The following is a 24,439-nucleotide window of genomic DNA, read 5'->3' as shown; positions in this document are numbered from 1 at the left end:
ACCCGGCCTGCGCGCCGCCCGACGGGTGCCGCAGGATCGGTGCGTGCATTCCCGCCCCGCTGCCGCCCGATGACCGCCCCCCGGATCGGCTCGCTGACCTGGCGGCCGGCCACCGAGCGCCCCGATCTCCTCGGTGCACCCGTCGCCGCGGCGATCTCGCTGCTCCCCGGCCCTGCGTGGGTGGCCGAGATCGACGACGACCTCGCCGACACCGCCGCCTTCTCCGAGGCGTACGGGGTACCGATGGAGGTGTCGGCGAACTGCGTGGTCGTCGCCGCCCGGCGCGCGGGCCAGACGACGCTGGCGGCGTGCGTCGTCCTGGCCACCACCCGTGCCGACGTGAACGGCCTGGTGCGCCGGCACCTGGGCGCCCGGAAGGCGTCGTTCGCACCGCAGGACGTCGCCGTCGCCGAGTCCGGCATGGCCTACGGCGGGATCACGCCGGTGGGACTGCCGCGGGACTGGCCGGTCCTCGTCGACCCGGCCGTGGAGGCCGCCGACCTCGTCGTCATCGGCTCCGGCACCCGGGGGAGCAAGCTCGCGGTCGCGGGATCGGTGCTGGCCGCGCTGCCGTCGGCCGAGGTGCTCGACGGGCTCGGCCAGCCCCTGACCGACCCGCCGCCGCCACCGTCCTCGGGGCCGGTGCGGCGCGCTCCGGACGACACCGACGTCGGCTGGGGCGAGCGGCCCGGCGAACCGGGGGACGACGACCGGCGCTACCTGGAGGACCGCCCGCCCCACTGGGGCAGCGACTAGGAGAAGGAGCCCGTCCCACCCACGCCTCGCTCGCCCGGGGCGGTGCCCTGGACGTGGCCACCCTGCTGCGCGCGCAGCAGGTCGCGGATCTCGAGGAGCAGCTCGACCTGGGTCGGCTCGGCCGGCCCGGCCTCCTCGCCGCGCGTGCGCCGCTCCATGATCGCCTTCATCGGGAGCACGACGACGAAGTAGACGACCGCCGCGGTGAGCACGAACGTGAGGACGGCGTTGAGGAAGGCGCCCCAGGTGAAGTGCTGCTCGTCGATCACGAACTCGCCACCGGTCTCTCCGCCGCCCCCGACCAGGCCGATCAGCGGTTCCAGGAACGACGCCGTGAACGCGGCGACCAGGGCGGTGAAGGCGGTGCCGATGACCACCGCGACGGCCAGGTCCACGATGTTGCCGCGCAGCAGGAAGTCCTTGAAGCCCTTGATCACGAGGTCATCCACCCACATCGTCATCGGGACGACCAGCACCTCCCGGCGCGTCCTCGCGCGGCAGGCTGACGGTCAGTGCGTCGCTCGTCGCAGCCGCGGCCAGGCGGGTCGCCGTGGCGTCGTCCACGGCGAGCAGCAGCAGCCCGGACGCCGGGTCCGACGGGTCGGCCGACGGTGCGGCCGCGGACAGGACGAGGGCGGCCGCCGCCACGACCTCGGCACTGGCGGATCCCGGAGGGGTGGCGAGGACGTCGACCCGGTCGCCGGTGCGGACCAGCCCGGCGACGGCGAGGTCGGTCAGGCGCACCGGTGCCCCCACCTGGCCGCGGGGGAGCTGCGCGGTCAACCCGGGCCCGACGAGCCGGACATCGGTCAGCGCTTCGCCCGCGCGCACGCCCCCGGCGAGGACCCGCCCGACCAGGCGCGACGGATCCACGGTCGAGCCGTCGGGGACGAGCTCCGGCGGCAGCCGGGCGACCGTGAGCCGGTCGGCGGTGAGGACGGTGCCGGCGGGCAGGTCCCCCGCCGCCACGGTCACCCCGACCGCCGCGGGAGGGGGCTCGGGCAGCGGAGCCGGCCGCGCTGCCAGGACGAGGGCGACGACCGCGAGCAGCACGGCCGCCACCCGGCGCGCGGTGTGGAGCGGATAGCGGGGACGGCGCAGTCGCGGCATCCCCGAAGGCTGCCCGCCCGGGGCAGCCGTCATGGGAGTGCGGGGGAAGTCGTGGAGAGGGCCGTCAGCTGTGGACGGCGCCCGACCTGATCGTCAGTCGGCGGCCTTCGACGAGCTGCCCGCCGCCGCCGGCGCGGGGGTGGACGACGACGTCGAGGAGCTCTCCTTCGACGACGACGACGGGGTCGACGAGCCGTTGGACGAGGACGTCTCGGACGCCGTCGCGGACGTGCGGCTGTCGGTCCGGTAGAAGCCGGAGCCCTTGAAGACGACGCCGACCGATCCGTAGACCTTGCGCACGGGGGCGCCGCACTGCGGGCACTCGCTGACCGGCGCGTCGGTGAAGGACTGCACGACCTCGAACTCGTGCTTGCCCTCGGCGTTGGTGCAGGCGTACTGGTACGTGGGCACGGCGGTGGCTCCCTGGTGGTGCGGCATGGCTGTCGGCGCGAGATCCCGTCGGGCTGGCACTCGCTCCCGTCGACTGCTAATGATGCGCCATCGCGCGGCGTCCGTCCACGTACCGTCGGCGAACCAGGGTCCACGTCACACCACCGCGGACGTGTCCGTGAGCGAAGGGGAAGCCGTGATCGAGGACGTCGTCGCCCGCTGGCACCGGTACATGCGCGGGGATCTCACGGGCGGGCTCGAGGAGCTGCTCGCCGACGACGTCGTCTTCTACTCACCGGTCGTCTACACACCCCAGCGCGGGAAGGAGATCACCGTCCGCTACCTCGAGGCGGCGGCCGGCTCCCTGTCAGGGACGGACCTGGCCGGCGGGGGCTTCACGTACACGAAGCAGGTGCTCTCCGGCGACACCGCGGTGCTGGAGTTCGAGACCAGCGTGCAGGGCAAGTACGTCAACGGGGTCGACATCATCCGCTGCGACGACACCGGCCGGATCGTGGAGTTCCGCGTGATGATGCGTCCGCTGCAGGCGATCCAGGCCGTGCACGAGGAGATGGGCCGGCGCCTGGCCGCCGTCGCCGGCGGACATCACTCCGACGGATGAGAAGACCGCCCACGGTCTGCCTCCGGGTGGCTACAGCCGGTGACCGACCGGTACCGTCGACGCCGTGACGCAGCGGTGGCTCGACGAGCGGCAGCAGCGGACCTGGCGCGCCTGGCTCACGGTCTCGGAGCTCCTGCCGAGGACCCTCGACGCCCAGTTGCAGCGGGACGCGGGCATCAGTCTCGCGGCCTACGTCGTCCTGGCGATGCTCTCGGAGTCCCCGACCCGGAGCCGGCGGATGAGCGACCTCGCCCGCCGTGCGAACCAGTCGCAGAGCCGGCTGTCGCACACCGTCGCCCGGCTCGAGGAGCGTGGCTGGGTGCGGCGGGAACGGTCCGCCGAGGACGGCCGCGGCAATCTCGCCGTGCTGACCGAGTCCGGCTGGGAGATCGTGCGCTCGGTGGCCCCCGGTCACGTCGACGCGGTGCGCGAGGCGATGTTCGCGCCGCTCACCGAGGAGCAGACCGAGGCGTTCGGCCAGGCGCTCGACGCGATCGTCGAGCGGATCGACCCCGACCGGAGCCTGCGCGTCGACTGATCAGAGGTACCGCAGGAACGACTGCGGGTCACCGAGGAACTGCCGCCAGCTGGCGGTGAGCTCCAGCTCCTCCCACTCCGCCTCCCGCAGTCCCCACTCGCCGACCTCGAGCAGGCGCGCCCCCGGCAGAGCCGCGAGGACCGGGGAGTGGGTGGCGATCAGGACCTGCGCGCCATGGCTGAGCAGTTCCCGCAGGTGGACGACGAGCGACAGCGTCCCGGTGAACGACAGCGCGGCGTCGGGCTCGTCGAGCAGGTAGAAGCCGCCCGAGGTGACCCGGCTCCCGAGGAGCGACAGGAAACCCTCGCCGTGCGACATCTCGTGGAACGTCGGTTCCGCGCGCCGTGGGTGGGGGTTCTCCTCCAGGTAGCTGTAGAGCCCGTGCAGCGTCTCGTCGCGGAGGAAGTAGGCCCAGCGGTCCGCGCCGGGCGATCGCTCGACGATCAGGTCGAGGGATCCCGGCTCGCTGCGCCGCGTCGCGTGCCGCGCGCCGGCCGAGCCGCCCTCGGCGTTGAGGCCGAGCGCCGCGGCGAGCACCTCCAGCACGGTCGACTTGCCCGAGCCGTTCTCGCCGACGAGGACCGTCGCGCCCGGCGTCAGCGCGAGGCCGTCCCGCAGGAGCTGCGCCACCGCCGGGACGGTGACCGGCCAGACGTCGTCCGGGGGCGGGGGTGCGCCGGGATCGGGCCGGAACCGCCGGACGGGCTGCCTCTGCACGGCCGCATCCTGGCTCACCGTCGGTGGTCCTGGCTCACCGTCGACGCTGAGCCAGGACCCCTGATGATCAGGTCACCTGATCATCATCAGGAGCGGCCGAGGTGGCGGTACCGGTGCAGGCGGCTGCGGAAGCGCTCGGTGTCGTCGCGGCCGAGCAGCCCCGCCAGCTCCTCGCCGAGCACCCGGCCCAGGCGCAGGCAGAACTCCGTGCCCTCGTCCGCGGCGTCGGGGCGCTCGGGCACGACGCGGTCGACGATCCCGGCCCGCCAGAGGTCGGTCGCCCGCACCCCCTGGTGCTGCGCCATCTCCCCGGCGTGGTCGGTGTCGCGGAAGACGATGGCGCTCGCGCCCTCCGGCGGCAGCGGCCCGAGCCAGCCGTTGGCCGCGGCCAGCACCCGGTCGGCCGGCACGAGCGCCAGTGCACCGCCGCCGGTGCCCTGGCCGAGCAGCACGGCCAGCGTCGGCGCCTTGAGCATCACCAGGTCGTGCAGGCAGCGGGCGATCTCCCCGGCCAGCCCGCCCTCCTCGGCCTCCCGCGACAACGCGGCTCCCGGGGTGTCGATGAGCGTGACCAGGGGGAGCCGCAGCTCCTCGGCGAGGTGCATCCCGCGGCGGGCCTCGCGCAGGGCGGCCGGGCCGAGCGGCGCCGACATGCTCTGCCCCCGCCGGTCCTGCCCGAGCACCACGCAGGGCGCCCCGGCGAAGCGGGCCAGTGCCAGCAGCAGCCCGGGGTCCTTCTCGCCGGCGCCGGTGCCGGACAAGCCGACGACGTCCGTCGCCGCCGTCCGCAGCAACCGGCGCACCCCTGGGCGGTCCTCCCGCCGGGACGCCGTGACGACCTCCCAGGCGGTGCGGTGGTCCTCGGGGTCGTCGGCGTCCGTGCCGTCCTCGGGCGTCGGCCGCTCCGCGCCCCGCACGTCGGTGTGCCAGGTCTGGCGGGCAGCGAGCACCCGCAGGGCCCGGTCGGCGAGATCGGCCACCTCGGCATGCGGGACGACGGCGTCGATCAGCCCCCGCTCCGCGAGGTGCTCGGCGGTCTGCACACCCTCGGGGAACGGTTCGCCGTAGAGCGCCTGGTAGACCCGCGGGCCCAGGAAGCCGATCGAGGCGCCGGGCTCGGCGATGGTCACGTGGCCCAGCGACCCCCACGACGCCAGCACCCCGCCGAAGGTCGGGTTCCGCAGGTAGACGAGGTAGGGGAGGCCGGCGTCCTTGTGTCGCGCGATGGCCGCCGTGATGCCGATCATCTGGAGGAAGGCGACCGTGCCCTCCTGCATGCGGGTGCCGCCCGACACCGGGGCGGCCAGCAGCGGCAGCCCCTCGTCGGTGGCGCGCTCGACCGCGGCGATCAGCCGCTCGGCCGCGGCGACGCCGATCGAACCGGCGAGGAAGCCGAACTCACCGGCGACGACGGCCACGCGCCGGCCGCGGAGCTTCCCCTCACCGGTGATGATCGACTCGTCCTGCCGGGTCTTCTCGGCGGCCTGGGCGAGCTCCTGGGCGTACTCGTCGGACACCGGTGGCCGGACCACCGGCGAGTCCCACGACTGCCACGAGCCGGCGTCCAGCACCAGGTCGCGCAACGACCGGGCATCGAGCCGGGCGGGCTTCTCCGAGCTCACGTGGTGTCCCCGTCCTGCACGTCGTCCCCGGACGACAACCAGGCCCGGATCGCGTCGCCGTCGGCACCGAGCGTCGGGGGAGCGCGGTGCTCTCGCCGGGTCGTCTCCGTCTCGCCGTCCGGACCCGGCGAGAAGAACCGCAGGGGCGGGCCGGGCAGCGACACGCGGCCCAGGGTGGCGTGCTCGACGTCGACCAGCAGCCCCTGGGAGAGCGTCTGGTCCCAGCCGTACACCTCGTCGATGGTGCGGACCTTCCCGGCAGGGATGCCCGCGTCCGCGAGGCGGGCGAGCAGGTCCTCGGGAGAGATCTCCGCGAACGCCTCCTCCAGCATCGCGATCACGCGTTCCCGGTTGTCGACGCGCTCGCCGTTGGTCGCCATGCCGGGGGCGTCGGCGTCGAACCCGAACTCGGCGCACAGCTTCCGCCACAGCCCCTCGGAGCCGCAGGAGAGCTGGACGCTGCCGCCGGCGCAGTGGAACAGCCCGTACGGGACGATCGAGGGGTGGTGGTTGCCCTGGGCGCGACCGACCTTCCCGGCCACCGTCCACGCCGTCCCCTGGAACGCGTGCACCCCGACGATCGCGGCGAGCAGCGACGTCCGCACGACCTGGCCGCGCCCGGTCCGTTCCCGCTCGAGCAGCGCGGCGAGCACGCCGTAGGCGCCGTACATGCCGGCCAGCAGGTCACCGATCGGGACGCCGACCCGCTGCGGGTCCTCCGGTCCGGAGCCGGTGAGCGACATCAGGCCGCCCTCGCCCTGCGCGATCTGGTCGTACCCGGCCCGGCCACCCTCCGGTCCGTCGTGGCCGAACCCGCTGATCGCCAGCGTCACCAGCCGCGGGTTGAGCTCGGCCAGCACATCCGTGCCGAACCCGAGCCGGGCGAGGGTGCCCGGGCGGAAGTTCTCCATGAGGACGTCGGCCCGGCGCAGCAGCTCGGTGAGCACGGCCTTGTCGGCGGAGTCCTTGAGGTCGAGGGTGATCGACTCCTTGTTCTTGTTGGTCGACAGGAAGTAGGTCGACTCCCGGTGGGTCGGGTCGGGGAGGCCTGGAGCCTGGACGAACGGCGGCCCCCAGCCACGCGTGTCGTCACCGCTGCCGGGGTTCTCCACCTTGATCACGCGGGCGCCGAGATCGCCGAGCATCATCGCCGCGTGCGGTCCGGCGAGGGCCCGTGTCAGGTCGACGACGAGCACGCCGTCGAGTGGTCCGGGCATGTGCGGCTCCGTTCGGGTCAGAACCAGCCGGGCACGACGACGAAGGCGAGCCAGGCCAGCAGGGGTCCCACGACGACCACGATCGTCGCGTACGCCAGGATCTGCTTGTAGAAGCGGTCCTTGTCCACGTCCTGCGCGTTGGCCAGCACCAGCGCGCCGTTCGTCGAGAACGGGCTCACGTCGACGATGGTCGAGGCCACGGACAGGGCGACCACCACGCCCACGGCCCCGATGTCCCCGGTCAGCAGGAACGGCACGGCGAGCGAGATGGCGACACCGATGATCGCGGTCGACGACGCGAAGGCCGACACCACCCCTCCGATGTAGCAGAGCAGCAGGGCGATCACCAGCGGAGCGCCGAGCCCGGTGACCGCGTCGCCGACGTAGTCGATCGTGCCCGCCTCCTGCAGCACGAAGACGTAGGTGAGCACGCCGGCGATGAGCAGGATGGTGCTCCAGCTGATCTGGGTGACCGCCCCCTTGTGCTGCTGTGCCGAGAACAGCGCGAGGACGACGGCGACGGTGATCGCGACGAACCCGATGTCGAGGTCGAAGACCAGGGCGAGGACGGCGACGACGACCAGCCCGACCAGCGTGAGGATCTGCTCGAAGCGCACCGGCTGGGGGACGTCGGGGTGGATGTGCTCGTCGTCGTCCCCGCCGACCGCCGGCCCGGGAGCGGCGCCGTGGCCGCGCACGGTGGTGCCGTGCGCGTGCTCGACGTGCTCCAGGGGTGCGGCCGCCACCTTCCGGCCGAGCAGCTTGCGGCCGCCCAGCACGAAGAACAGCACCAGGGCGATCGCCAGGTTGAAGATCAGGCTGCCGAGGAAGACCTGGATCGAAGCGTCCGGCAGGCCCTCGTCCTCGACGATGGTGTTCACCGTGACGCCGTAGACGCTGATCGGCGAGAACCCGCCGCCCTGGGCGCCGTGGATGACCATCATGCCCATCAGCAGCGGGTTGATCCCGTGCCGCGCGGCGAAGGTCAGCGCGATCGGGGCGATGATCGCGACCGCGGCGGGGGAGAGCGCCCCGATGGCGGTCAGCAGCGCGGTGACGAAGAACATGATCCAGGGGATGGCCGCGACGTGGCCGCCCACGAGCCTCACCGCCCCGCGCACCAGCAGGTCGACCGTGCCGTTGTTCTGCGCGATGGCGAACAGGTAGGTGACCCCGATCAGGGTCAGCACGAGCTCCGCGGGGAAGCCGCCGAGGATCTCGTCGGTGGTCAGGCCCACCGACAGGGTGCCCACGACGAACGCGGCCACGAAGGCCAGCGCGCCCATGTTGATCGGCAGGAACGTGGCGATCGCGAAGATCACGACCAAGGCGAGGATGGTGACGATCTCCGGTGACACAGGGGCCTCCCACGGCGTCGGGGGATGAGCTCCGTCCACTCTGGCAGTGACCCGTGGGTAGCGCCCGCCAGCCGCCGTCGGCCGGACCGGTCACTCCGAGCGGCTCGTTAGGCTGCCCCGCATGCCCAGCCAGAGCCCTCGCCCGGCACGCAAGGCCGTCATCCCCGTCGCCGGGATGGGCACCCGCTTCCTGCCGGCCACCAAGGCCGTGCCCAAGGAGCTGCTGCCCGTCGTCGACCGGCCGGCGCTGCAGTACATCGTCGAGGAGGCGGCCCGGGCCGGGCTCCCCGAGGTGCTGATGGTGACCGGCCGGAACAAGGCGGCCATCGAGGACTTCTTCGACCGCGTGCCCGAGCTGGAGGCGGCGCTGGAGAAGAAGGGCGACGCCGACCGGCTGGCCGCCGTGCACGCCTCCACCGAGGTCGCCCAGGTGCACTTCGTCCGGCAGGGCGAGGCCATGGGTCTGGGTCACGCGGTGCTGCAGGCGGCGGCGTTCGTGGGCGAGGAGCCGTTCGCCGTCCTGCTCGGCGACGACCTGATCGACGAGCGGGACCACCTGCTCGAGCACATGCTCGCCGTCCAGGCCGAGCACGGCGGCTCGGTGATCGCCCTGCTCGACGTCGGGCGGGAGAACATCGACAAGTACGGCGCCGTCGCGGTCGAGCCGGGCGCGCACCCGGTGCTCGACGGCGACGAGGTCGTCACCGTCACCGGCCTCGTCGAGAAGCCGCCGGTCGACGAGGCTCCCAGCAGCCTGGCCATCATCGGCCGCTACGTGCTGGCGCCGGAGATCTTCGAGGTGCTGCGCGGCACCCGGCCCGGACGTGGGGGAGAGATCCAGCTGACCGACGCGCTGGCCACCCTCGTCGAGCGCGGCGAGCCGGTGCACGGCGTCGTCTTCAGCGGCCGGCGGTACGACACCGGCGACCGGCTGGACTACCTCAAGGCCGTCATCCGGCTGGCCAGCGAGCGCGACGACCTCGGTCCGCCGCTGCGCGCCTGGCTGCAGGAGTTCGTCGCGGACCTGCCCGCCGAGGGCGCGTCGTCGTCCCGACGCGACGGGACAAGGGCACCATCGGGGGAATGAGCGGACCGATCGAGGGCGGGAACGGCACGGGCGCGTACCGGGGATACCGGGACACGACCCAGGTCGACATGCCGATGGCGCCGCCCCGGCCGTCCGGCGCGGTCGCCGCGCGGGTGGGGACGCCGGCTGTGCACACCCGCGGATCCGGTGAGCGCGTGGTCGCCGACCCCGTGCCCGCCCCTCGTCCGCAGAGCGAGGAGGCGGCCGCGATCGCCTTCCCCCAGCTGTCCGAGGGCCTGGCCACGGTGCGCACCGTGGAGCGGCACCTCGACGAGATCCTCGCCGCGGTCCCCCAGCCCCACCCCATCGAGCTCGCCGTCCTCGACGCGCAGGGTCTGCTCTGCGCGGAGGAGGTCGTGAGCCAGCGCGCGCTGCCCGCCTTCGACCAGGCCGCCCTCGACGGGTACGCGGCCCGGACCGAGGACGTCGCCGCCGCGACCCCGCAGGCGCCCGTGGACCTGGCCGTCGTGGGGGAGAGCGTGGCGGGTGTGAGCGCACCGTCCTCGATCGGCCCCGGGCTGGCGCTGAAGGTGGCCGCCGGCGCGATGCTCCCAGCCGGCGCCGACGTCGTCGTCCCCGCGGTCTGGACCGACCAGGGCACCGTGCGGGTCGCCGTCCAGGCCGGGCCGCCGGCCGGCAGCTACGTGCGCCACACCGGGGACGACGTCGCGCCGGGTGATCCGGCCGTGCAGGTCGGCACCCCCATCGGGCCGGCGCAGATCAGCCTGCTGGCCGCGGTCGGCCGGGAGCGCGTGCTCGTGCGCCCGCGGCCGCGGATCGCCGTCCTCTGTGCCGGCACCGAGCTCGTCGACGTCGGCACCGTCCCGGCGCCCGGCCAGGTCGTGGACGTCAACAGCTACGCCCTGGCAGCGGCCGCCCGCGACGCCGGTGCCGAGGCCTACCGGTCGGGCATCCTCCCGTCGGACAGGCGCCGGCTCACCGAGGTGCTGGAGAGCCAGCTGCTGCGCAGCGATCTGGTGCTCATCGCCGGAACCTTCGCCAGCGGCGGGTTCGACATGGTGCAGGAGGCGCTGGCCGAGCTCGGCGACATGCGCTTCCGCCAGGTGACGATGCATCCGGGGCCCGCGCAGGCGTTCGGACGCCTGGGCCGCGACCAGATCCCGGTCATCTGCATCCCCGGCGAGCCGGTGGCGGCGCTGGTCGCCTTCGAGGTGTTCGTCCGCCCGGCGATCCGGCTGATGCTCGGCAAGCGCCAGCTCTTCCGGCGGACCGTCCAGGCCATTGCGGGACAGCAGCTGATCTCGCCACTGGGCTACCGGCAGTACCTGCACGGCACGGTCATGCGCCACCCGGACGGCGGCTACGTGGTCGAGCCGATCGGCGACGGCACCGAGGCGCTGCTCGCGCGGATGGCCCGCGCCAACTGTCTGATCGTCATCGACGAGGACGTCACGGAGGTGGCCGCCGGCGGGCTGGTCACCGTCATGCCCCTGCTCCTGGGCGGCTGAGCTGGAGCCCGCCCCGCACCCCGGCTGGCCCGCGCGGCTGAGCTGGGGACCGGTGGAGCTGCACGCACTGCGCCGCCGCGACGCCGGCGACTGGAGCCGGCTGCGGCTGGTCAACGAGAGCTGGCTCAGCCGGTGGGAGCCGTCGTCCACGGTGCCCTGGTCCGCGCGGCACACCCCGGCGGCCTACCGCGCCATGCGGCGCGCCGTGGCCCGCCGCGCCCGCGCGGGGACGTCGCTGCCGTTCGCGATCCGGGTCGAGGGCCGCCTCGCCGGGCAGGTGACCATCGACAACATCGTCCGGGGGGCGCTGCGGTCCGGATACCTCGGCTACTGGATCGACCGGCGCGTCGCCGGCCGCGGCATGGCGTCCCTCGCCGTGGCGCTCGTCTGCGACCACGCGTTCGGCGAGGTGGGGCTGCACCGCGTGCAGGCCGACATCCGGCCGGAGAACGGCCCGAGCCGGCGCCTCGTCGAGCGGCTGGGGTTCCGGCAGGAGGGGCTGCTGCGCCGCTACCTCGACATCGACGGCGATTGGCGGGACCACCTGGCCTACGCGCTGCTGGCCGAGGACCTGCCCGGCGGGGTGCTGAAGCACTGGCGCGAGCGGGCCGATCCACTAGCACGCTGAGGCGCCCGGACCGGGGGACGTCGCGGGCGACACGCCCCAGTCGTCACACCGGCCACTCGACACATCGGCGACACACCGCGCGCCTCCCTCGATCCCGGGCCCGACCTGCATAACCTCGCCCTCGCGAGTGACTCATGTGACGGGTGGTGTTCGAATGGGATCGGGCGTGCTCTTGGCCGCTCTGGTCGTCCTCTGGTTCGTCGTGCTGGTCCCGATGGTGGTGACCCGCGGCGATGCCCAGGGCGGTCAGGTGGGGCTTGCTGACTCCGGTCGGACGCTGCAGCGGCGTCGGGCGGTGGACCCGGTGGTCCACGCCGACACCGAACGTGTCTCGATCGACCGCGACCTGCTGCGCACCAGTGGTGAGCTGCAGGTGGACGTGCACGCCCTCCGGCGTCGCACCCTGGCCGGGATGGCCGCGCTCGCCGCGCTGGCCCTCGTCGGCGCCCTCGTCTACAGCCACTGGCTGTGGGCCGCGCAGGGGCTGCTCGACGTCGCCGTCGTGGGCTACCTCCTCGTCCTCCGCAAGGTCGCCCGCCGCGAGCGGCTGGCCGCCCGCCGGGCGGCCCGTGCCGCGGCCCGCGAGGCGCTGCGGAAGTCGAGCGTCCCGGTGCAGCGCGAGGTCGTGCACGAGACGGTGGCGCAGGAAGCCCTCCCGGCACTGCCGCACCCGAGCGTCCCGCTGGCGCCCGTGCACGCGTTCCCGATGGGTCGCCGGGTGGCTGCCCGCGCCCCGGCGCCGGCCGGCTGGCAGCACAGCGCCGTGGTCGGTCTGGACGACGACGACATCGGGTTCGCCGACATCGACGAGTACCAGCCGCGCCGCGTGGCCAACGGCTGACAGAGGACCGGTGCTGGCGTCGGGGAGCCGGGACGGTAAAGTGACTCCTCGAAGGGGCTGTGGCGCAGTCCGGTAGCGCACCTCGTTCGCATCGAGGGGGTCAGGGGTTCAACTCCCCTCAGCTCCACACCTTCGCAGCACGATCGAGCCGACGCCGTCGGGGCCACCGCCCCGGCGGCGTTCGTCATTCCCAGGAGGCAGCGTGAGCGAGCAGGGCAGTCCCGGGCCCGACGACCGGCCCGGACAGATCCGCTGGCTGATCCGGGCCGGCGTCGCCGCCGTCGCGATCTTCCTCATCGCCGACGGTCTGCTCGGCATCTGGCCGGACGCCGGCCCGACCGCCCGGGTGGTGATCGTCGTCGCCGTCGTCCTCGGGCTGGTGGCCCTGGTCGCCGGCGGCCTGTACGTGCTCCGCCGCGAGCGGTCAGGGCAGTAAGTCGCTTCTGGCCGACGGGCGGCGCGAGTAGCGTCGGCGAGCGCTCGCCCGGACCACATGGGCCGGGTCACGCCGGGAGCCTGATCCGATGACATCTCCCCTCGAGATGACGCCGTCCGCTCCGCTGGAGCGCCTCGCCCGCTACGTGGATCTGGACTCCGCGGCCACCACCTCGGCGTCGACCGCCGTCCTGTCCGCGGTGCGGGACTTCCTGCCGTGGTACTCCAGCGTGCACCGCGGCGCCGGGGCGAAGTCGCAGTACTCGAGCGCCCGGTACGAGGAGGCGCGCGAGGCGGTCGTCCGGTTCGTGGGCGCGGACCCGGCCACCCATGTCGCGCTCTTCCCGCGGAACACCACCGAGGCGCTCAACCTGCTCGCCTTCCGGCTCGGCCTGACCCGGGACGACGTCGTCCTGACCACCGCGGTGGAACACCACGCCAACCTGCTGCCGTGGCGCCGGTACGCGCGGCTGAGGGTGGTCGACGTGGACCAGCGGGGGACGTTCGAGCTCGCCGACGTGGCGACCGCGCTGGAGCGGTCCCCGCGGCCGCGGGTGCTCGCCGTGACCGGCGGGTCCAACGTCACGGGGTGGCTCCCCGACCTGCCCGCGATCGCGGCGGCGGCCCGCGAGCGGGGCGTGCTCGTCGTCGTCGACGGCGCCCAACTGGTGCCGCACCGCGCGGTGGACATGGCGGCGGACGGGATCGACGTCCTCGCGTTCTCCGGGCACAAGATGCACGCGCCCTTCGGGGCCGGGGCGCTCGTCCTGCCGCGCCGCCTGCTGGCCGAGGGCGAGCCGTTCCTGGTCGGCGGCGGAGCGGTCAAGGCCGTGTCGTTCGACGAGGTGGTCTGGGCCGACTGCCCGGACCGGGACGATGCCGGCTCGCCGAACGTCGTCGGCGTGGTCGCGCTCGCCGCGGCCGCGGAGGAGCTGTGCCGGGACCGGGCGGCACGGCGGGCGCACGACGACGTCCTCGTCCGCGCACTGGACCGCGAGCTGGCCACAGTGCCCGGACTGCGTCGGCTGGGCTCGGCAGCGGGCGACCGGCTGCCCGTCGCGTCGTTCGTGCTCGACGGGATCCCGCACGGGACGGTCGCCACCCGGCTGGCCGACGAGTACGGCATCGGCGTGCGGAGCGGCTGCTTCTGCGCGCACCCGTACCTGACCCGGCTGTTCGGTCTCACCGAGGACGAGGTGCGGCAGTTCCACGAGGACGCCCGGGCGGACCGGCTCGAGCGGCTGCCGGGCGCGGTGCGGGCCAGCTGCAACCGGGACACCCGGCCGGCGGACATCGCCGCGCTCGGGCAGGCGTTGCGGACGATCGCGGCCGGTCCCGCCCGTCCGCGGGTTCCCGTCCCCCGGCCGCCGCGCTGAACTCAGCGGGCGTTGCGGAAGTCGGGCACCCGCTTCTCGACGAACGCCCGCACCCCCTCGCGGCCCTCCGGGTCGGCGGCGGACTCGGCGATGAGCTGCGCCTCGTCGTCCAACTGCTCCTCGAGCGTGCGGGTCGCCGCCCGCCGGACGAGGGCCCGCGTGCGGACCATCGCCCGGATCGGGCCGTCGGCGATCTCGCGCGCCATCAGTTCGGCGGTGGCGTCCAGGTCCTCGTCCTCGACCAGACGGGCCACCAGGCCCGTGAGGTGCGCCTCCGCGGCGGTGAGCGAGCCGTTGGTCAGCATCAGGTCGAGCGCTCGCGGAGCGCCGAGCGCGCGGGTGAGGGCCCAGGAGGTCCCGCCGTCCGGGGAGAAGCCGATCGCCCCGTAGGCGGGCCGGATCTTCGTGTTCCGGGCGCAGATCACGACGTCGCACGCGCCGACGAGGCCGACGCCGGCACCAGCGACCGCGCCGTGCACCGCGGCGACCACGGGCACAGGGCAGTAGAGGACGGCGCGGATGACCTCGTGCCAGTCGTGGGCGAGGCGGCCGACGAAGGTGCCCGGGTCATCGGCGCCGGCGAAGGACTGCACGTCGCCGCCGACGCAGAACCGCGGGCCGTTGCCGCGCAGCAGGACCACCCGGGTCTCCTGCGGCCGCTGCGCGAAGGCGGTGGCGAGGTCGGCGGCCATGGCGGGCGTGAGCGCGTTACCGGTGTCGGGGCGGTCCAGGGTGATCCGCCAGACGTCGCCGTCGATCTCCGTCAGCACGGACGGCCGGTTCGGTGCCTCGGTCATCGTCGTCCCCTCGTTCTGGTTGCGCACACGGTAGGGGTGCCGGCTCAGAACCAGGAGGGGAACCACATCCTGAGCAGCCATTCCGCGTGCGACAGCGGCTGGCCGGTCAGCACCGGGTAGAAGAAGACGAAGGTCGCGGCCACCAGGGCGACGTAGAGGCAGACGGCGCCGAGACCCAGCTGGCGGCGGAAGGAGTCGCCGGGCGGACCGATCGCGTCCTGCAGCACGAGCGTCACCGCCAGCACGAAGAACGGCAGCGCCGGCGCCATGTAGAAGATGAACATCGTCCGGTCGAGGTTGAGGAACCACGTCAGCCAGCCCGCGGCGATCGCGACCAGCACGGTGAGCGCGGCCGGGTCGCGCCGGGCCAGCAGCCGCCACACCATCCAGAGCACGGCCGGGACGAAGGCGAACCAGAGGGTCGGTGTCCCGATCATCAGGATGTAGCGCACGACCTGGTCGCCGGAGGAGTCGGTGAGGCCCTGCGGGTTCCACAGCAGGATCGGCCGGCCGGTGACCAGCCACGACCAGGGGCCCGACTCCCAGGGGTGCGGCGACGAGAGCTCGCTGTGGAACTCGAGCCACTTGGCGTGCTCGTGCCAGAGCGCGCGCAGTGCACCGGGGACGAACGGGTAGTCGGTCTCGGGGTTCTGCTGCGCCCACGCCTTGCCCTGCGACGTCTCGCCGAGGAACCAGCCGGTGAAGCTGGCGACGTAGGTGAGCACCGGGACGGCGGCCAGCGCCCAGACCGCGCCCGGCAAGCCGCGGCGCACGGCGGCCGTGGTGGGCCGCGGGACGCCGGCCTCCCGCCAGGCGGCGCGGTCCCAGAACAACGACAGGATCGCGAAGAACGCCAGGAACCAGACGCCGCTCCACTTCACCGCGCAGGCGCAGCCGAAGAGGAAGCCGGCGGCGATCCGCCAACCGCGCGGGCCCAGCCGGAAGCTGGCCTGCATCCCGGCCGCCCTGACTCGTTGCCGGACCGTGTCCCGGTCCACCACCAGGCAGGCGACGGCGCCGAGGACGAACACCTGGAGGAACCCGTCGAGCAGGCCGATCCGCGACAGGGTGAAGGAGAACGCGTCCAGGGCGAGCAGCAGGCCGGCCAGGAGGCCGAGCAGCGTCGACCCGGTCAGCCGCCGGGCCAGCCGCACGAGGACGACGACCGCGACCGCGCCGGCCACCGCGCTGGGGAACCGCCAGCCGAGCGAGTTGTAGCCGAACAGCTGCTCGCCGGCCGCGATCACCCACTTGCCGAGCGGCGGGTGGACGATGAAGGAGTACCCGCGGTTGTACTCGAACCCCCAGGTCAGCAGCTCGTTGGCCTCGGGTGGGTAGTAGGCCTCGTCGAACAGCGGGTCGCGCGGGTAGGTGATGTCCCAGAGCCGGCTGAGCAGGCTGGCGATCCCGAGCGCGGCGGTCAGCACCCACGACAGGCGCCGGTCGCGGGGAAGTGGCGGCGTGCGGTCGCGTCGGGGTCGGACCAGCCGCCGGCGGCGGGACGGGGCCGGCGCCAGGGGCGGCTCCGCCTCCTCGTCCGTCCGCTCGGGTGCCAGCACCGCCATGCCGCCAGGGTATGTGGGCCGGCGATCGACTCCGCCGTGACAGGCTCGGACCCGTGAGCGGACGGCTGGTGCTGGGTGGGGCACCCCTCGGGCAGCCCGGCGACGTCGGCCCACGGCTGCGCGAGGTCATGGCGTCGGCCGACGTCCTCGCGGTCGAGGACACCCGGCGGCTGCACCGGCTGGCATCGGACCTGGGGGTCACGTTCACCGGGCGGATCGTCACCTTCCACGAGTCGGTGGAGAAGGCGCGGCTGCCCGGGCTGCTGGCCGCGCTGGCCGAGGGTGCGACGGTGCTCCTCCTGACCGACGCGGGGATGCCCTCGGTCTCCGACCCCGGCTACACGCTCGTGCGGGCGGCGATCGACGCCGGCGTCCCCGTGACCTCGGTGCCCGGCCCGTCGGCGGTGACGACCGCGCTGGCCGTGTCCGGGCTGCCGGTCGACCGGTTCTGCTTCGAGGGGTTCCTGCCGCGCAAGGGCGGGGAGCGGCGGTCGCTGCTGGCGGGGCTGGCCGACGAGCGCCGCACGATGGTCTTCTTCGAGTCCCCGCACCGGCTGGCCGATTCGCTCGCCGACCTGGCGGAGGCGTTCGGTCCCGGGCGCGCTGCTGCGGTCTGCCGGGAGCTGACGAAGACCTACGAGGAGATCCGCCGCGGGCCGCTGTCGGAGCTGGTCGAGTGGGCGGCCGCAGGCGTGAAGGGAGAGATCACCCTGGTCGTGGCCGGCGCGGCCGCCGAGCCGGTGGACCTCGATCCGGCCGCGCTCGCCGCTGCAGTCGCCGACGAGGAGGCCGCCGGCGCCACCCGCAAGGACGCCATCCGTGCCGTCGTCGTCCGCACGGGGCTGCCCAAGCGGACCGTCTACGACGCCGTCCTCGCCGCCAAGGCCCCGTAACCCCCGCGGTTGCGCACCCGTGTACCCCTCGTCGGGTTCGAGAGGTACACGAGCGCGCACGAGCGCGGAGCCTGTGGAAGACGCCGGACGCAGGTCGCCGGCTGAAGGCACAGTTCGCCGGTGCCCACGCCAGCGTCAGTGCCCGAGGAATTGCGCTCGGTGCCGTTCCGGGCATCCGCCGCCGTCCGCGCAGGCCTCATGACGCATCGCCGGCTGCGCGGGTCGACCTGGCGGCCCCTCTTCCATGACGTGTACGTCCATCGCGACGTTCCGGTCAGCCACGTCCTCCGAGCGGAGGCGGTGACGCTGCTCCTGCCTTCGGCCGTCGTGAGCGGCGCCAGTGCAGCCGTCTTCTGGGGAGTCGACCTCGTCGGGGCCGAGGACGACGTCGAGGTGACCCTCCCGCCGGGCGCTCGCATGGTGCGCCTCCCGGGTGTGACCGCACGCCGGGCAAGGATGCGGCGCGAGGACGCCATCCATCGCCTCGGGGTGCCGGTGACCCTGCCGGACGTGACCGCCGTCCGCCTCGCATCCGTGCTGGGTCACGACCGAGCCGTCGCGGCGGTCGACGAGCTCATCGCGACCGGCTTCCTCGAGCTGGCCGCGGTGCGCGCCAGGGCGGCCGCAGCGCGGGGCCCCGGCTCAGCGCGTGCCCGCGCGGTGGCAGAGGCCGCCGACGGCCTCGCGGGATCACCCCAGGAAACCCGCCTGAGACTGTTGATCCACCGGAGTGGTCTGCCCATCCCTGTCGCGCAGTTCCAGGTCATGGACGGCGACCGCTTCGTGGCACGCGTCGACTTCGCGTGGCCCGACCGGAAGGTGGCGGTCGAGTACGACGGCCTGTGGCACGGGGAGAAGAGCCAGTTCGCCCGCGACCGGCGGAGGCTGAACCGCCTGCGGGCGGCGGGGTGGACGGTCGTGTTCGTGACAGCGGAGCATCTCCGTCGGCCGGGAGCACTGATCGCGGACATCGCTCACGCGCTCGGCATTGCGCTCGGGTGAACCTCTTCGGCGGCCTGAGAGGTACATCGGCGCGCAGAGGCGGAGTCGCTAGAGCCAGCCGTTGCGCTTGAAGCCTCGGTAGAGCAGGAAACAGGCGCTCAGGATGACCAGCCACACCAGCGGATAGCCCCACCGCCACTGCAGCTCCGGCATGAACTCGAAGTTCATGCCGTAGATGCCGGCGATCGCGGTCGGGACGGCGATGATGCCGGCCCACGCCGAGATCTTGCGCATGTCCTCGTTGTCGGCCTGCGACGTGCGGGCCAGCGACGCCTGCAGGATCGAGGTCAGCAGCTCGTCGAGCCCGCCGACCTGGTCGCGCACCCGGATCGCGTGGTCCTGGACGTCGCGGAAGTACGACCGCATCACCTCGGGGACGACGTCGATCTGGCGCTCGGACAGCTTCTGCAGCGGCAGCTCCAGCGGCGAGACCGCCTTGCGCAACGACATCAGCTCCCGCTTGAGCTGGTAGAGCCGACCGATGTCGTCGGTGCGCTGGGAGCTGAACACCGACGCCTCGAGCTCGTCGACGTCGTCCTCCACCTGGGCGGCCACGGCCACGAAGTCGTCGACGACGTGGTCGGCGACGGCGTAGAGGACGGCGGAGGGCCCCAGGCACAGCAGGTCGCGCTGCTGCTCGAGGCCTCGCCGCAGCTCGGTCAGCCCGCCGTGGTCGCCGTGCCGGACCGTGATCACGTAGTTCGCCCCGAGGAAGACCATGATCTCGCCGGTGTCGACCACCTCGCTGGTCGCGGTCAGCTGCTCGTGCTCCACGTAGGTCGCCGTCTTCAGCACCATGAAGATGCCGTCGTCGTAGTGGTCGAGCTTGGGCCGCTGGTGGGCGTAGACGGCATCCTCCACGGCGAGGGGATGCAGCCCGTAGCTGCTCGCGATCGCCCCCAGCTCGGCGTCGGAGGGCTCGTAGAGCCCCAGCCAGACGAAGCCGCCGCGGTCGGCGGCCTGCCGGAGGGCGTCGTGCGGATCGACCGGCTCCCCCCGCTGCCCGTCGACGTAGACGGCGCAGTCCACCACCAGTTCGACGTCCGGTTGCCGCGCCGGGGCGGGTCGGGCGGCGCCGGCTGGGCGTGGGCGGAGGCCGGGGGACCGTCGGTCCGCGTCCGGCTCGAGCGGCCGCGGAACGGACGTGTCGTTGCTCATCAGCCCACCTCGTGGTCACCGGTTCCCGGACCCGAAGCGTAGGCATGCGACCTCCGGGCACCCGTGACACGCTCGCCGGAAGCGAAGCCGAGGAGGACGACGTGGCCGCACGGACCCGCCGGGTCAAGTCCGTCGAGGACTCCATCCGCGACACCGACGAGCCCGAGCACCGGCTGAAGAAGCACCTGTCCGGGCTGGACCTCACCGTGTTCGGCGTGGGCGTGATCATCGGTGCCGGGATCTTCGTGGTCACAGGTGTGGTCGCGCAGACCCAGTCGGGGCCGGCCGTGGCGGTCTCGTTCGTCATCGCCGGGGTCACCTGCGGCCTGGCCGCACTCTGCTACGCCGAGTTCGCCTCGACCGTCCCGGTCGCCGGCTCCGCCTACACGTTCTCGTACGCGACGTTCGGAGAGTTCGTCGCCTGGATCATCGGCTGGGACCTGATCCTCGAGTTCGCCATCGGGGCCGCCGCCGTGTCGGTCAGCTGGTCGGGTTACCTGCAGCAGATGCTCAGCGACATCGGGCTCGACCTTCCCTCGACGGTCGCCGGCGAGGAAGCGCGGTTCAACATCCCCGCGATGCTCCTCGCCCTCGCGATGACCGCTGTGCTCGTGCTCGGCATCAAGCTGTCGTCCCGGTTCAACGCGGTCGTCGTCGCCATCAAGGTGGCGGTCGTCCTGCTCGTCGTGGCAGTGGGTGTCTTCCACCTGAAGGCCGCCAACTACAGCCCGTTCGTGCCCCCGGCCCAGCCGAGCGAGGCCGCCTCCGGCTGGGACGCGCCGCTGGTCCAGAGCCTGTTCGGCTTCGCACCCACGACGTTCGGCTGGGGCGGGGTCATCGCCGGCGCCTCGATCGTGTTCTTCGCGTTCATCGGCTTCGACATCGTCGCCACCGCGGCCGAGGAGACACGCAACCCCGCACGGGACATGCCGCGCGGCATCCTCGGCTCCCTGGCGATCTGCACCGTGCTCTACGTGGCGGTGTCGCTGGTCGTCGTCGGGATGCAGCCGTACGACGAGCTCAACCCCGACGCGCCGCTGGCGGGCGCCTTCTCCGCCGCCGGGCTGCCGGTGTTCGCCACGATCATCGGCCTCGGCGCGCTCATCGGTCTGACGTCGGTGGTCATGATCCTGCTGCTCGGGCAGTCCCGCGTCCTCTTCGCGATGGCCCGGGACCGGCTGCTGCCCCGGTGGTTCTCCACGGTGCACCCGCGCTATGGCACCCCTTATCGCATCACGATCGCGACCGGGGTGCTCGTGGCGATCATGGCCGGGGTCATCCCGCTCGGTGAGCTGACGGAGCTCGTCAACATCGGGACGCTCGCCGCGTTCCTGTTGGTCTCCATCGGCGTCATCGTCCTGCGGCGGACCCGCCCGGACCTGCCACGGGCCTTCCGTGTGCCGTTGATGCCGGTGCTGCCGATCGTCTCGGCACTCGCCTGCCTGTGGCTCATGCTCAACCTGACGGGGAACACCTGGATCCGCTTCCTCGTCTGGATGGCGCTCGGCTTCGTCATCTACTTCGCCTACGGACGCGCGCGCAGCCGGTTCACGACCCCGGGGGACCGGGAGGACGCCGCCGCGGCCAACGCCGCGCGCCGGGGGTGACCACCGCTCACCCGGCCGGGTGAGTTCCGGCGCCCGGGTCTTCAGGCGGGCCGCGGATCCGCCGAGCTGATCTGCATGGCGATCAGCGTTCTCGACACCTTCGCGGCCCCGCGGGTCCGCGGCGCTGCGCGGGCCGCTGTCGCGACGCCGTCCGTCACCCGCCGGCTCCCGCTGGCCGTCGCCGCAGCCGGCTCCCTCGGCGTGCTGCAGTCCGTCGCTCTCCTCGCCGTCGCGCTCACCGGTCTGGACGCCGTCCTGTCGGCGATCCGCCCCGGCGGCATGCTGATCGGCTCGGGCCTGGTGCTGCTGGCCGGCTGGATCGTGCTGTGCGCCGGCAGCGGTGCCGCGCTGATCGACGGCGCCGGCCGCCGCCTGTTCACCGGCGTCGCGTACGCCGAGATGGCCCTGGTCGCGGTGCTGCTCGTGGTCGCGACCGTCACGCCCTTCCAGAACCCCACCTCGCTGCCGGTGCCCGCGCTCGGCCTGCTCGCCCTGGCCCTCCCGGTCGGCAAGCTGCTGCTCGCCGGTGCCCCGTCCGCGCAGCGCTGGATCGCGGAGGGCCCGCGCGTCCGCGCCCGTCGCGTCGACCCGGTGCAGTCCCACCGCCTGCTGGCCACGATCACCCTGGGCCTGATCGGCGCCTCGCTGTGCGCCGTCGCGATCCTCGCGCCGGTCCCGTCCGGTGGGGGGAACGACCCCGCGTCGGCCGTCTTCACCCAGCCCTGACCCGACCGCCCGGGCAATGCGGTGGACCGGCCTCACTAGTCTCGGGCCGTGACAGATCGGCACATCCTCACCGCAGTGGCGTGGCCCTACGCGAACGGTCCGCGGCACATCGGCCACGTCTCCGGCTTCGGCGTCCCGTCGGACGTGTTCAGCCGGTACCACCGCATGGCCGGTGACAAGGTGCTGATGGTCTCCGGGACCGACGAGCACGGCACCCCGATCACGGTCGCCGCCGACGCCGAGGGCATCACGCCCCGCGAGATCGCCGACCGGAACAACCGGATCATCGTCGACGACCTGGCGAGCCTCGGACTGAGCTACGACCTGTTCACGCGGACGACGACGGAGAACCACGCCTCGATCAGCCAGGAGATCTTCCTGGGCCTGCTGAAGAACGGCTACGTCTTCCCGAAGACGACGCTCGGCGCGATCAGCCCGTCGACCGGCCGCACCCTGCCCGACCGCTACATCGAGGGCACGTGCCCGATCTGCGGCTACGACGGCGCCCGCGGCGACCAGTGCGACAACTGCGGCAACCAGCTCGACCCGGTCGACCTCATCAACCCGGTCAGCAAGATCAACGGGGAGACCCCGAAGTTCGTCGAGAGCGAGCACTACTTCCTCGACCTGCCGGCGTTCGCGCGGGCGCTGGGCGACTGGCTGGCCACCCGCAAGAGCTGGCGGCCCAACGTCCTGAACTTCAGCGTCAACCTGCTCGAGGACCTCAAGCCGCGCAGCTACACCCGCGACATCGACTGGGGTGTCCGCGTGCCGCTGGAGGGTTGGATCGACCGGCCGGACAAGCGGATCTACGTGTGGTTCGACGCGGTGGTCGGCTACCTGTCGGCGTCGATCGAGTGGGCCCGGCGCTCGGGGGACCCGGAGGCGTGGCGGCAGTGGTGGCAGACGCCGGACTCCGACGCCTACTACTTCATGGGCAAGGACAACATCGTCTTCCACTCCGAGATCTGGCCCGCCCAGCTGCTCGGCTACAACGGCGAGGGCGACAAGGGCGGCACCGCTGGTGACCTCGGCCGGCTGAACCTGCCGACCGAGGTGGTGTCCAGCGAGTTCCTGACGATGGAGGGGCGCAAGTTCTCCAGCAGCCGCCAGGTCGTCATCTACGTCCGCGACTTCCTCGCCCGGTACGACGCCGACGCGCTGCGCTACTTCATCGCCGTCGCGGGTCCGGAGAACCAGGACACCGACTTCACCTGGGCGGAGTTCCTGCGCCGGAACAACGACGAGCTCGTGGCCGGCTGGGGCAACCTGGTCAACCGCACGGTGTCGATGGCCGCGAAGAACGTCGGCGGTATCCCGACTCCGGGCGAGTTGACCGGCGAGGACCGTGCGCTGCTGGCGACGACGTCCGGCGCGTTCGCGCCGGTCGGGGACCTGCTGTCGCGCAACCGGCAGAAGGCGGCCATCGGCGAGGCGATGCGGGTGGTCGCCGAGGCGAACAAGTACCTGTCCGACCAGGCGCCGTGGAAGCTCAAGGAGGACCCGGCCCGCCGGGACACGGTCCTGCACACCGCGCTGCAGGCGATCAAGGACTGCAACACCCTGCTGACGCCGTTCCTGCCGCACTCGGCGCAGACGGTGCACGAGCTCCTCGGCGGCACCGGCGTCTGGTCGGCACAACCGGAGATCCACGAGGTCACGGACCTGGATGACGGCTCGCCGTACCCGATCATCACCGGGCGCTACGACGAGGGGCAGGCCGGCTGGGGCTCCACGCCGCTGCCGCCGTCGGGCACGCCGCTCGCCCCGCCGACGCCGATCTTCACCAAGCTCGACCCCTCCGTCGTCGACGAGGAGCTGGCCCGCCTCGAGGGTGGCGCATGAGTCGGTCGGCCTCGGCCCGCGCCAACCGGCGGGGCGATCCGCCGCCGTCCCCGGAGCCGCTGCCGTCGCCGGCGCTCGACAGCCACACGCACCTGGACATCGTCCTGGGGGAGCGGCCGGCCGGGGACGAGCACGGCGAGTGGGCGTCGGACGACGAGGTCGATGCCGAGATCGCCGCCGCGGTCGCGGTCAACGTGACCCGGCTGGTGCAGGTGGGCGTCGACGTGCCGTCGTCGCGGTGGTCGGCCGCCCTGGCCGCGCGGCACCCGAACGTGCTGGCTGCCGTCGCCCTCCATCCGAACGAGGCCGGCGCGGGGAAGGCGACGGATGACGCGCTCGCCGAGATCGACCGGCTGGCGGGGCTTCCCCGGGTGCGCGCGGTGGGGGAGACCGGGCTCGACCGCTTCCGCACCGGACGTGAGGGCTGGCCGGAGCAGGAGGCCTCGTTCCGCGAGCACATCCGGATCGCCAAGCGGCGCGGCATCGCCCTGGTGATCCACGACCGGGACGCGCACGACGAGATCCTGCGGGTCCTGGACGACGAAGGAGCACCGGAGCACACGGTCTTCCACTGCTTCTCCGGAGACGCCGCCTTCGCCCGGGCCTGCGTCGAGCGGGGCTTCGTGCTCTCCTTTGCCGGCACCCTGACCTTCGGCAACGCCGCCTACCTGCGCGAGGCG

At 73.2% G+C, this 24,439-nt stretch carries 25 protein-coding genes and 1 tRNA gene; 16 read left to right on the top strand and 10 right to left on the bottom strand.

Annotated features, from left to right (window positions below):
- The first annotated feature begins 69 nt into the window (after positions 1–69).
- Complete coding sequence (locus tag E4P40_RS14085; protein ID WP_209305321.1) at positions 70–756, top strand: YbaK/EbsC family protein; 687 nt, start codon at positions 70–72, stop codon at positions 754–756.
- Here E4P40_RS14085 and mscL read toward each other — a convergent pair.
- From mscL to E4P40_RS14070, 3 genes are all read right to left on the bottom strand, one after another.
- Positions 753–1,232 (bottom strand): large conductance mechanosensitive channel protein MscL, encoded by a 480-nt coding sequence (gene mscL, locus E4P40_RS14080; protein ID WP_245160343.1) that lies wholly within the window; start codon positions 1,230–1,232, stop codon positions 753–755. The genes E4P40_RS14085 and mscL overlap by 4 nt on opposite strands.
- A complete protein-coding gene (gene cpaB, locus E4P40_RS14075) occupies positions 1,198–1,866 on the bottom strand; it encodes a Flp pilus assembly protein CpaB (protein ID WP_135159188.1) in 669 nt (222 codons plus the stop codon). Before cpaB ends, mscL begins: the two co-directional genes overlap by 35 nt.
- 93 nt (positions 1,867–1,959) lie before the next feature.
- Positions 1,960–2,277: an FmdB family zinc ribbon protein gene (locus E4P40_RS14070; protein WP_135159187.1), complete on the bottom strand. Its 318-nt coding sequence runs from the start codon at positions 2,275–2,277 to the stop codon at positions 1,960–1,962.
- 157 nt (positions 2,278–2,434) lie between these two features.
- Between E4P40_RS14070 and E4P40_RS14065 the strand changes: the two genes are divergently transcribed.
- Positions 2,435–2,878 (top strand): nuclear transport factor 2 family protein, encoded by a 444-nt coding sequence (locus E4P40_RS14065; protein ID WP_245160342.1) that lies wholly within the window; start codon positions 2,435–2,437, stop codon positions 2,876–2,878.
- 64 nt (positions 2,879–2,942) lie between these two features.
- Positions 2,943–3,416, top strand: coding sequence for a MarR family transcriptional regulator (locus E4P40_RS14060; RefSeq protein WP_135159186.1), 474 nt, complete (start codon positions 2,943–2,945; stop codon positions 3,414–3,416).
- Here the strand turns inward: E4P40_RS14060 and E4P40_RS14055 are convergent, their stop codons facing one another.
- The 4 genes from E4P40_RS14055 to E4P40_RS14040 form a co-directional block, all read right to left on the bottom strand.
- Positions 3,417–4,133: an AAA family ATPase gene (locus E4P40_RS14055; protein WP_209305319.1), complete on the bottom strand. Its 717-nt coding sequence runs from the start codon at positions 4,131–4,133 to the stop codon at positions 3,417–3,419.
- Positions 4,134–4,219: 86 nt separating this feature from the next.
- Entirely contained in the window at positions 4,220–5,755 is a 1,536-nt protein-coding gene (locus E4P40_RS14050; protein WP_135159184.1) for a carboxyl transferase domain-containing protein, read from the bottom strand.
- Positions 5,752–6,972, bottom strand: a complete 1,221-nt coding sequence (locus E4P40_RS14045; protein WP_135159183.1) for a CoA transferase — start codon at positions 6,970–6,972, stop codon at positions 5,752–5,754. Before E4P40_RS14045 ends, E4P40_RS14050 begins: the two co-directional genes overlap by 4 nt.
- 17 nt (positions 6,973–6,989) lie before the next feature.
- Positions 6,990–8,330, bottom strand: a complete 1,341-nt coding sequence (locus E4P40_RS14040; RefSeq protein WP_135159182.1) for an SLC13 family permease — start codon at positions 8,328–8,330, stop codon at positions 6,990–6,992.
- Positions 8,331–8,451: 121 nt separating this feature from the next.
- Here E4P40_RS14040 and E4P40_RS14035 point away from each other — a divergent pair, with 121 nt between their 5' ends.
- The 7 genes from E4P40_RS14035 to E4P40_RS14005 all read left to right on the top strand — a co-directional run bounded on the left by E4P40_RS14035 (position 8,452) and on the right by E4P40_RS14005 (position 14,166).
- Positions 8,452–9,417 (top strand): UTP--glucose-1-phosphate uridylyltransferase, encoded by a 966-nt coding sequence (locus E4P40_RS14035; RefSeq protein ID WP_135159181.1) that lies wholly within the window; start codon positions 8,452–8,454, stop codon positions 9,415–9,417.
- Positions 9,414–10,886 (top strand): gephyrin-like molybdotransferase Glp, encoded by a 1,473-nt coding sequence (gene glp, locus E4P40_RS14030; protein WP_209305318.1) that lies wholly within the window; start codon positions 9,414–9,416, stop codon positions 10,884–10,886. Before E4P40_RS14035 ends, glp begins: the two co-directional genes overlap by 4 nt.
- Before the next feature lie 52 nt (positions 10,887–10,938).
- Entirely contained in the window at positions 10,939–11,514 is a 576-nt protein-coding gene (locus E4P40_RS14025; protein ID WP_245160341.1) for a GNAT family protein, read from the top strand.
- A gap of 166 nt (positions 11,515–11,680) precedes the next feature.
- On the top strand, positions 11,681–12,355 hold the full coding sequence (locus tag E4P40_RS14020; protein ID WP_245160340.1) for a hypothetical protein: 675 nt from the start codon (positions 11,681–11,683) through the stop codon (positions 12,353–12,355).
- A 53-nt stretch (positions 12,356–12,408) separates the two neighbouring features.
- Positions 12,409–12,482: transfer RNA gene (locus tag E4P40_RS14015), tRNA-Ala, on the top strand.
- 75 nt (positions 12,483–12,557) lie between these two features.
- Entirely contained in the window at positions 12,558–12,791 is a 234-nt protein-coding gene (locus tag E4P40_RS14010; RefSeq protein WP_135159178.1) for a hypothetical protein, read from the top strand.
- Positions 12,792–12,879: 88 nt separating this feature from the next.
- The gene (locus E4P40_RS14005) at positions 12,880–14,166 is read left to right on the top strand and encodes an aminotransferase class V-fold PLP-dependent enzyme (RefSeq protein ID WP_135159177.1); all 1,287 of its coding nucleotides are present in this window, start codon (positions 12,880–12,882) and stop codon (positions 14,164–14,166) included.
- A gap of 2 nt (positions 14,167–14,168) precedes the next feature.
- Here the strand turns inward: E4P40_RS14005 and E4P40_RS14000 are convergent, their stop codons facing one another.
- Positions 14,169–14,963 (bottom strand): enoyl-CoA hydratase-related protein, encoded by a 795-nt coding sequence (locus E4P40_RS14000; RefSeq protein WP_135159176.1) that lies wholly within the window; start codon positions 14,961–14,963, stop codon positions 14,169–14,171.
- A gap of 44 nt (positions 14,964–15,007) precedes the next feature.
- On the bottom strand, positions 15,008–16,528 hold the full coding sequence (locus tag E4P40_RS13995; RefSeq protein ID WP_135159175.1) for a phospholipid carrier-dependent glycosyltransferase: 1,521 nt from the start codon (positions 16,526–16,528) through the stop codon (positions 15,008–15,010).
- 53 nt (positions 16,529–16,581) lie between these two features.
- Between E4P40_RS13995 and rsmI the strand changes: the two genes are divergently transcribed.
- Positions 16,582–17,421, top strand: coding sequence for a 16S rRNA (cytidine(1402)-2'-O)-methyltransferase (gene rsmI / locus E4P40_RS13990; RefSeq protein ID WP_135159174.1), 840 nt, complete (start codon positions 16,582–16,584; stop codon positions 17,419–17,421).
- Positions 17,422–17,541: 120 nt separating this feature from the next.
- Complete coding sequence (locus E4P40_RS13985; protein WP_245160339.1) at positions 17,542–18,423, top strand: DUF559 domain-containing protein; 882 nt, start codon at positions 17,542–17,544, stop codon at positions 18,421–18,423.
- Between the two features lie 48 nt (positions 18,424–18,471).
- Here E4P40_RS13985 and corA read toward each other — a convergent pair whose 3' ends face one another.
- Positions 18,472–19,581, bottom strand: coding sequence for a magnesium/cobalt transporter CorA (corA, locus tag E4P40_RS13980; RefSeq protein ID WP_135159173.1), 1,110 nt, complete (start codon positions 19,579–19,581; stop codon positions 18,472–18,474).
- 101 nt (positions 19,582–19,682) lie between these two features.
- Between corA and E4P40_RS13975 the strand changes: the two genes are divergently transcribed.
- The 4 genes from E4P40_RS13975 to E4P40_RS13960 form a co-directional block, all read left to right on the top strand.
- A complete protein-coding gene (locus E4P40_RS13975; RefSeq protein ID WP_245160338.1) occupies positions 19,683–21,188 on the top strand; it encodes an amino acid permease in 1,506 nt (501 codons plus the stop codon).
- 75 nt (positions 21,189–21,263) lie between these two features.
- Positions 21,264–21,914 (top strand): hypothetical protein, encoded by a 651-nt coding sequence (locus tag E4P40_RS13970; protein WP_135159171.1) that lies wholly within the window; start codon positions 21,264–21,266, stop codon positions 21,912–21,914.
- A 48-nt stretch (positions 21,915–21,962) separates the two neighbouring features.
- The gene (gene metG, locus E4P40_RS13965; RefSeq protein WP_135159170.1) at positions 21,963–23,759 is read left to right on the top strand and encodes a methionine--tRNA ligase; all 1,797 of its coding nucleotides are present in this window, start codon (positions 21,963–21,965) and stop codon (positions 23,757–23,759) included.
- Positions 23,756–24,439, top strand: a 684-nt coding sequence (locus E4P40_RS13960) for a TatD family hydrolase (RefSeq protein ID WP_135159169.1), incomplete at its 3' end; no start/stop codon positions are given. The genes metG and E4P40_RS13960, both read left to right, overlap by 4 nt.

This window comes from Blastococcus sp. CT_GayMR20 (assembly GCF_004570345.1).
The sequence above is the reverse complement of the archived record's forward strand: the minus strand, read 5'-3'. Positions and strand labels throughout refer to the sequence as shown.

Coding starts and splice junctions, on each gene's coding strand:
- E4P40_RS14085 (WP_209305321.1), top strand. CDS start 70: ATGACCGCCCCCCGGATCGGCTCGCTGACCTGGCGGCCGGCCACCGAG.
- cpaB (WP_135159188.1), bottom strand. CDS start 1,866: ATGCCGCGACTGCGCCGTCCCCGCTATCCGCTCCACACCGCGCGCCGG.
- E4P40_RS14045 (WP_135159183.1), bottom strand. CDS start 6,972: ATGCCCGGACCACTCGACGGCGTGCTCGTCGTCGACCTGACACGGGCC.
- E4P40_RS14035 (WP_135159181.1), top strand. CDS start 8,452: ATGCCCAGCCAGAGCCCTCGCCCGGCACGCAAGGCCGTCATCCCCGTC.
- glp (WP_209305318.1), top strand. CDS start 9,414: ATGAGCGGACCGATCGAGGGCGGGAACGGCACGGGCGCGTACCGGGGA.
- E4P40_RS14005 (WP_135159177.1), top strand. CDS start 12,880: ATGACATCTCCCCTCGAGATGACGCCGTCCGCTCCGCTGGAGCGCCTC.
- E4P40_RS14000 (WP_135159176.1), bottom strand. CDS start 14,963: ATGACCGAGGCACCGAACCGGCCGTCCGTGCTGACGGAGATCGACGGC.
- E4P40_RS13995 (WP_135159175.1), bottom strand. CDS start 16,528: ATGGCGGTGCTGGCACCCGAGCGGACGGACGAGGAGGCGGAGCCGCCC.
- corA (WP_135159173.1), bottom strand. CDS start 19,581: ATGAGCAACGACACGTCCGTTCCGCGGCCGCTCGAGCCGGACGCGGAC.
- E4P40_RS13970 (WP_135159171.1), top strand. CDS start 21,264: ATGGCGATCAGCGTTCTCGACACCTTCGCGGCCCCGCGGGTCCGCGGC.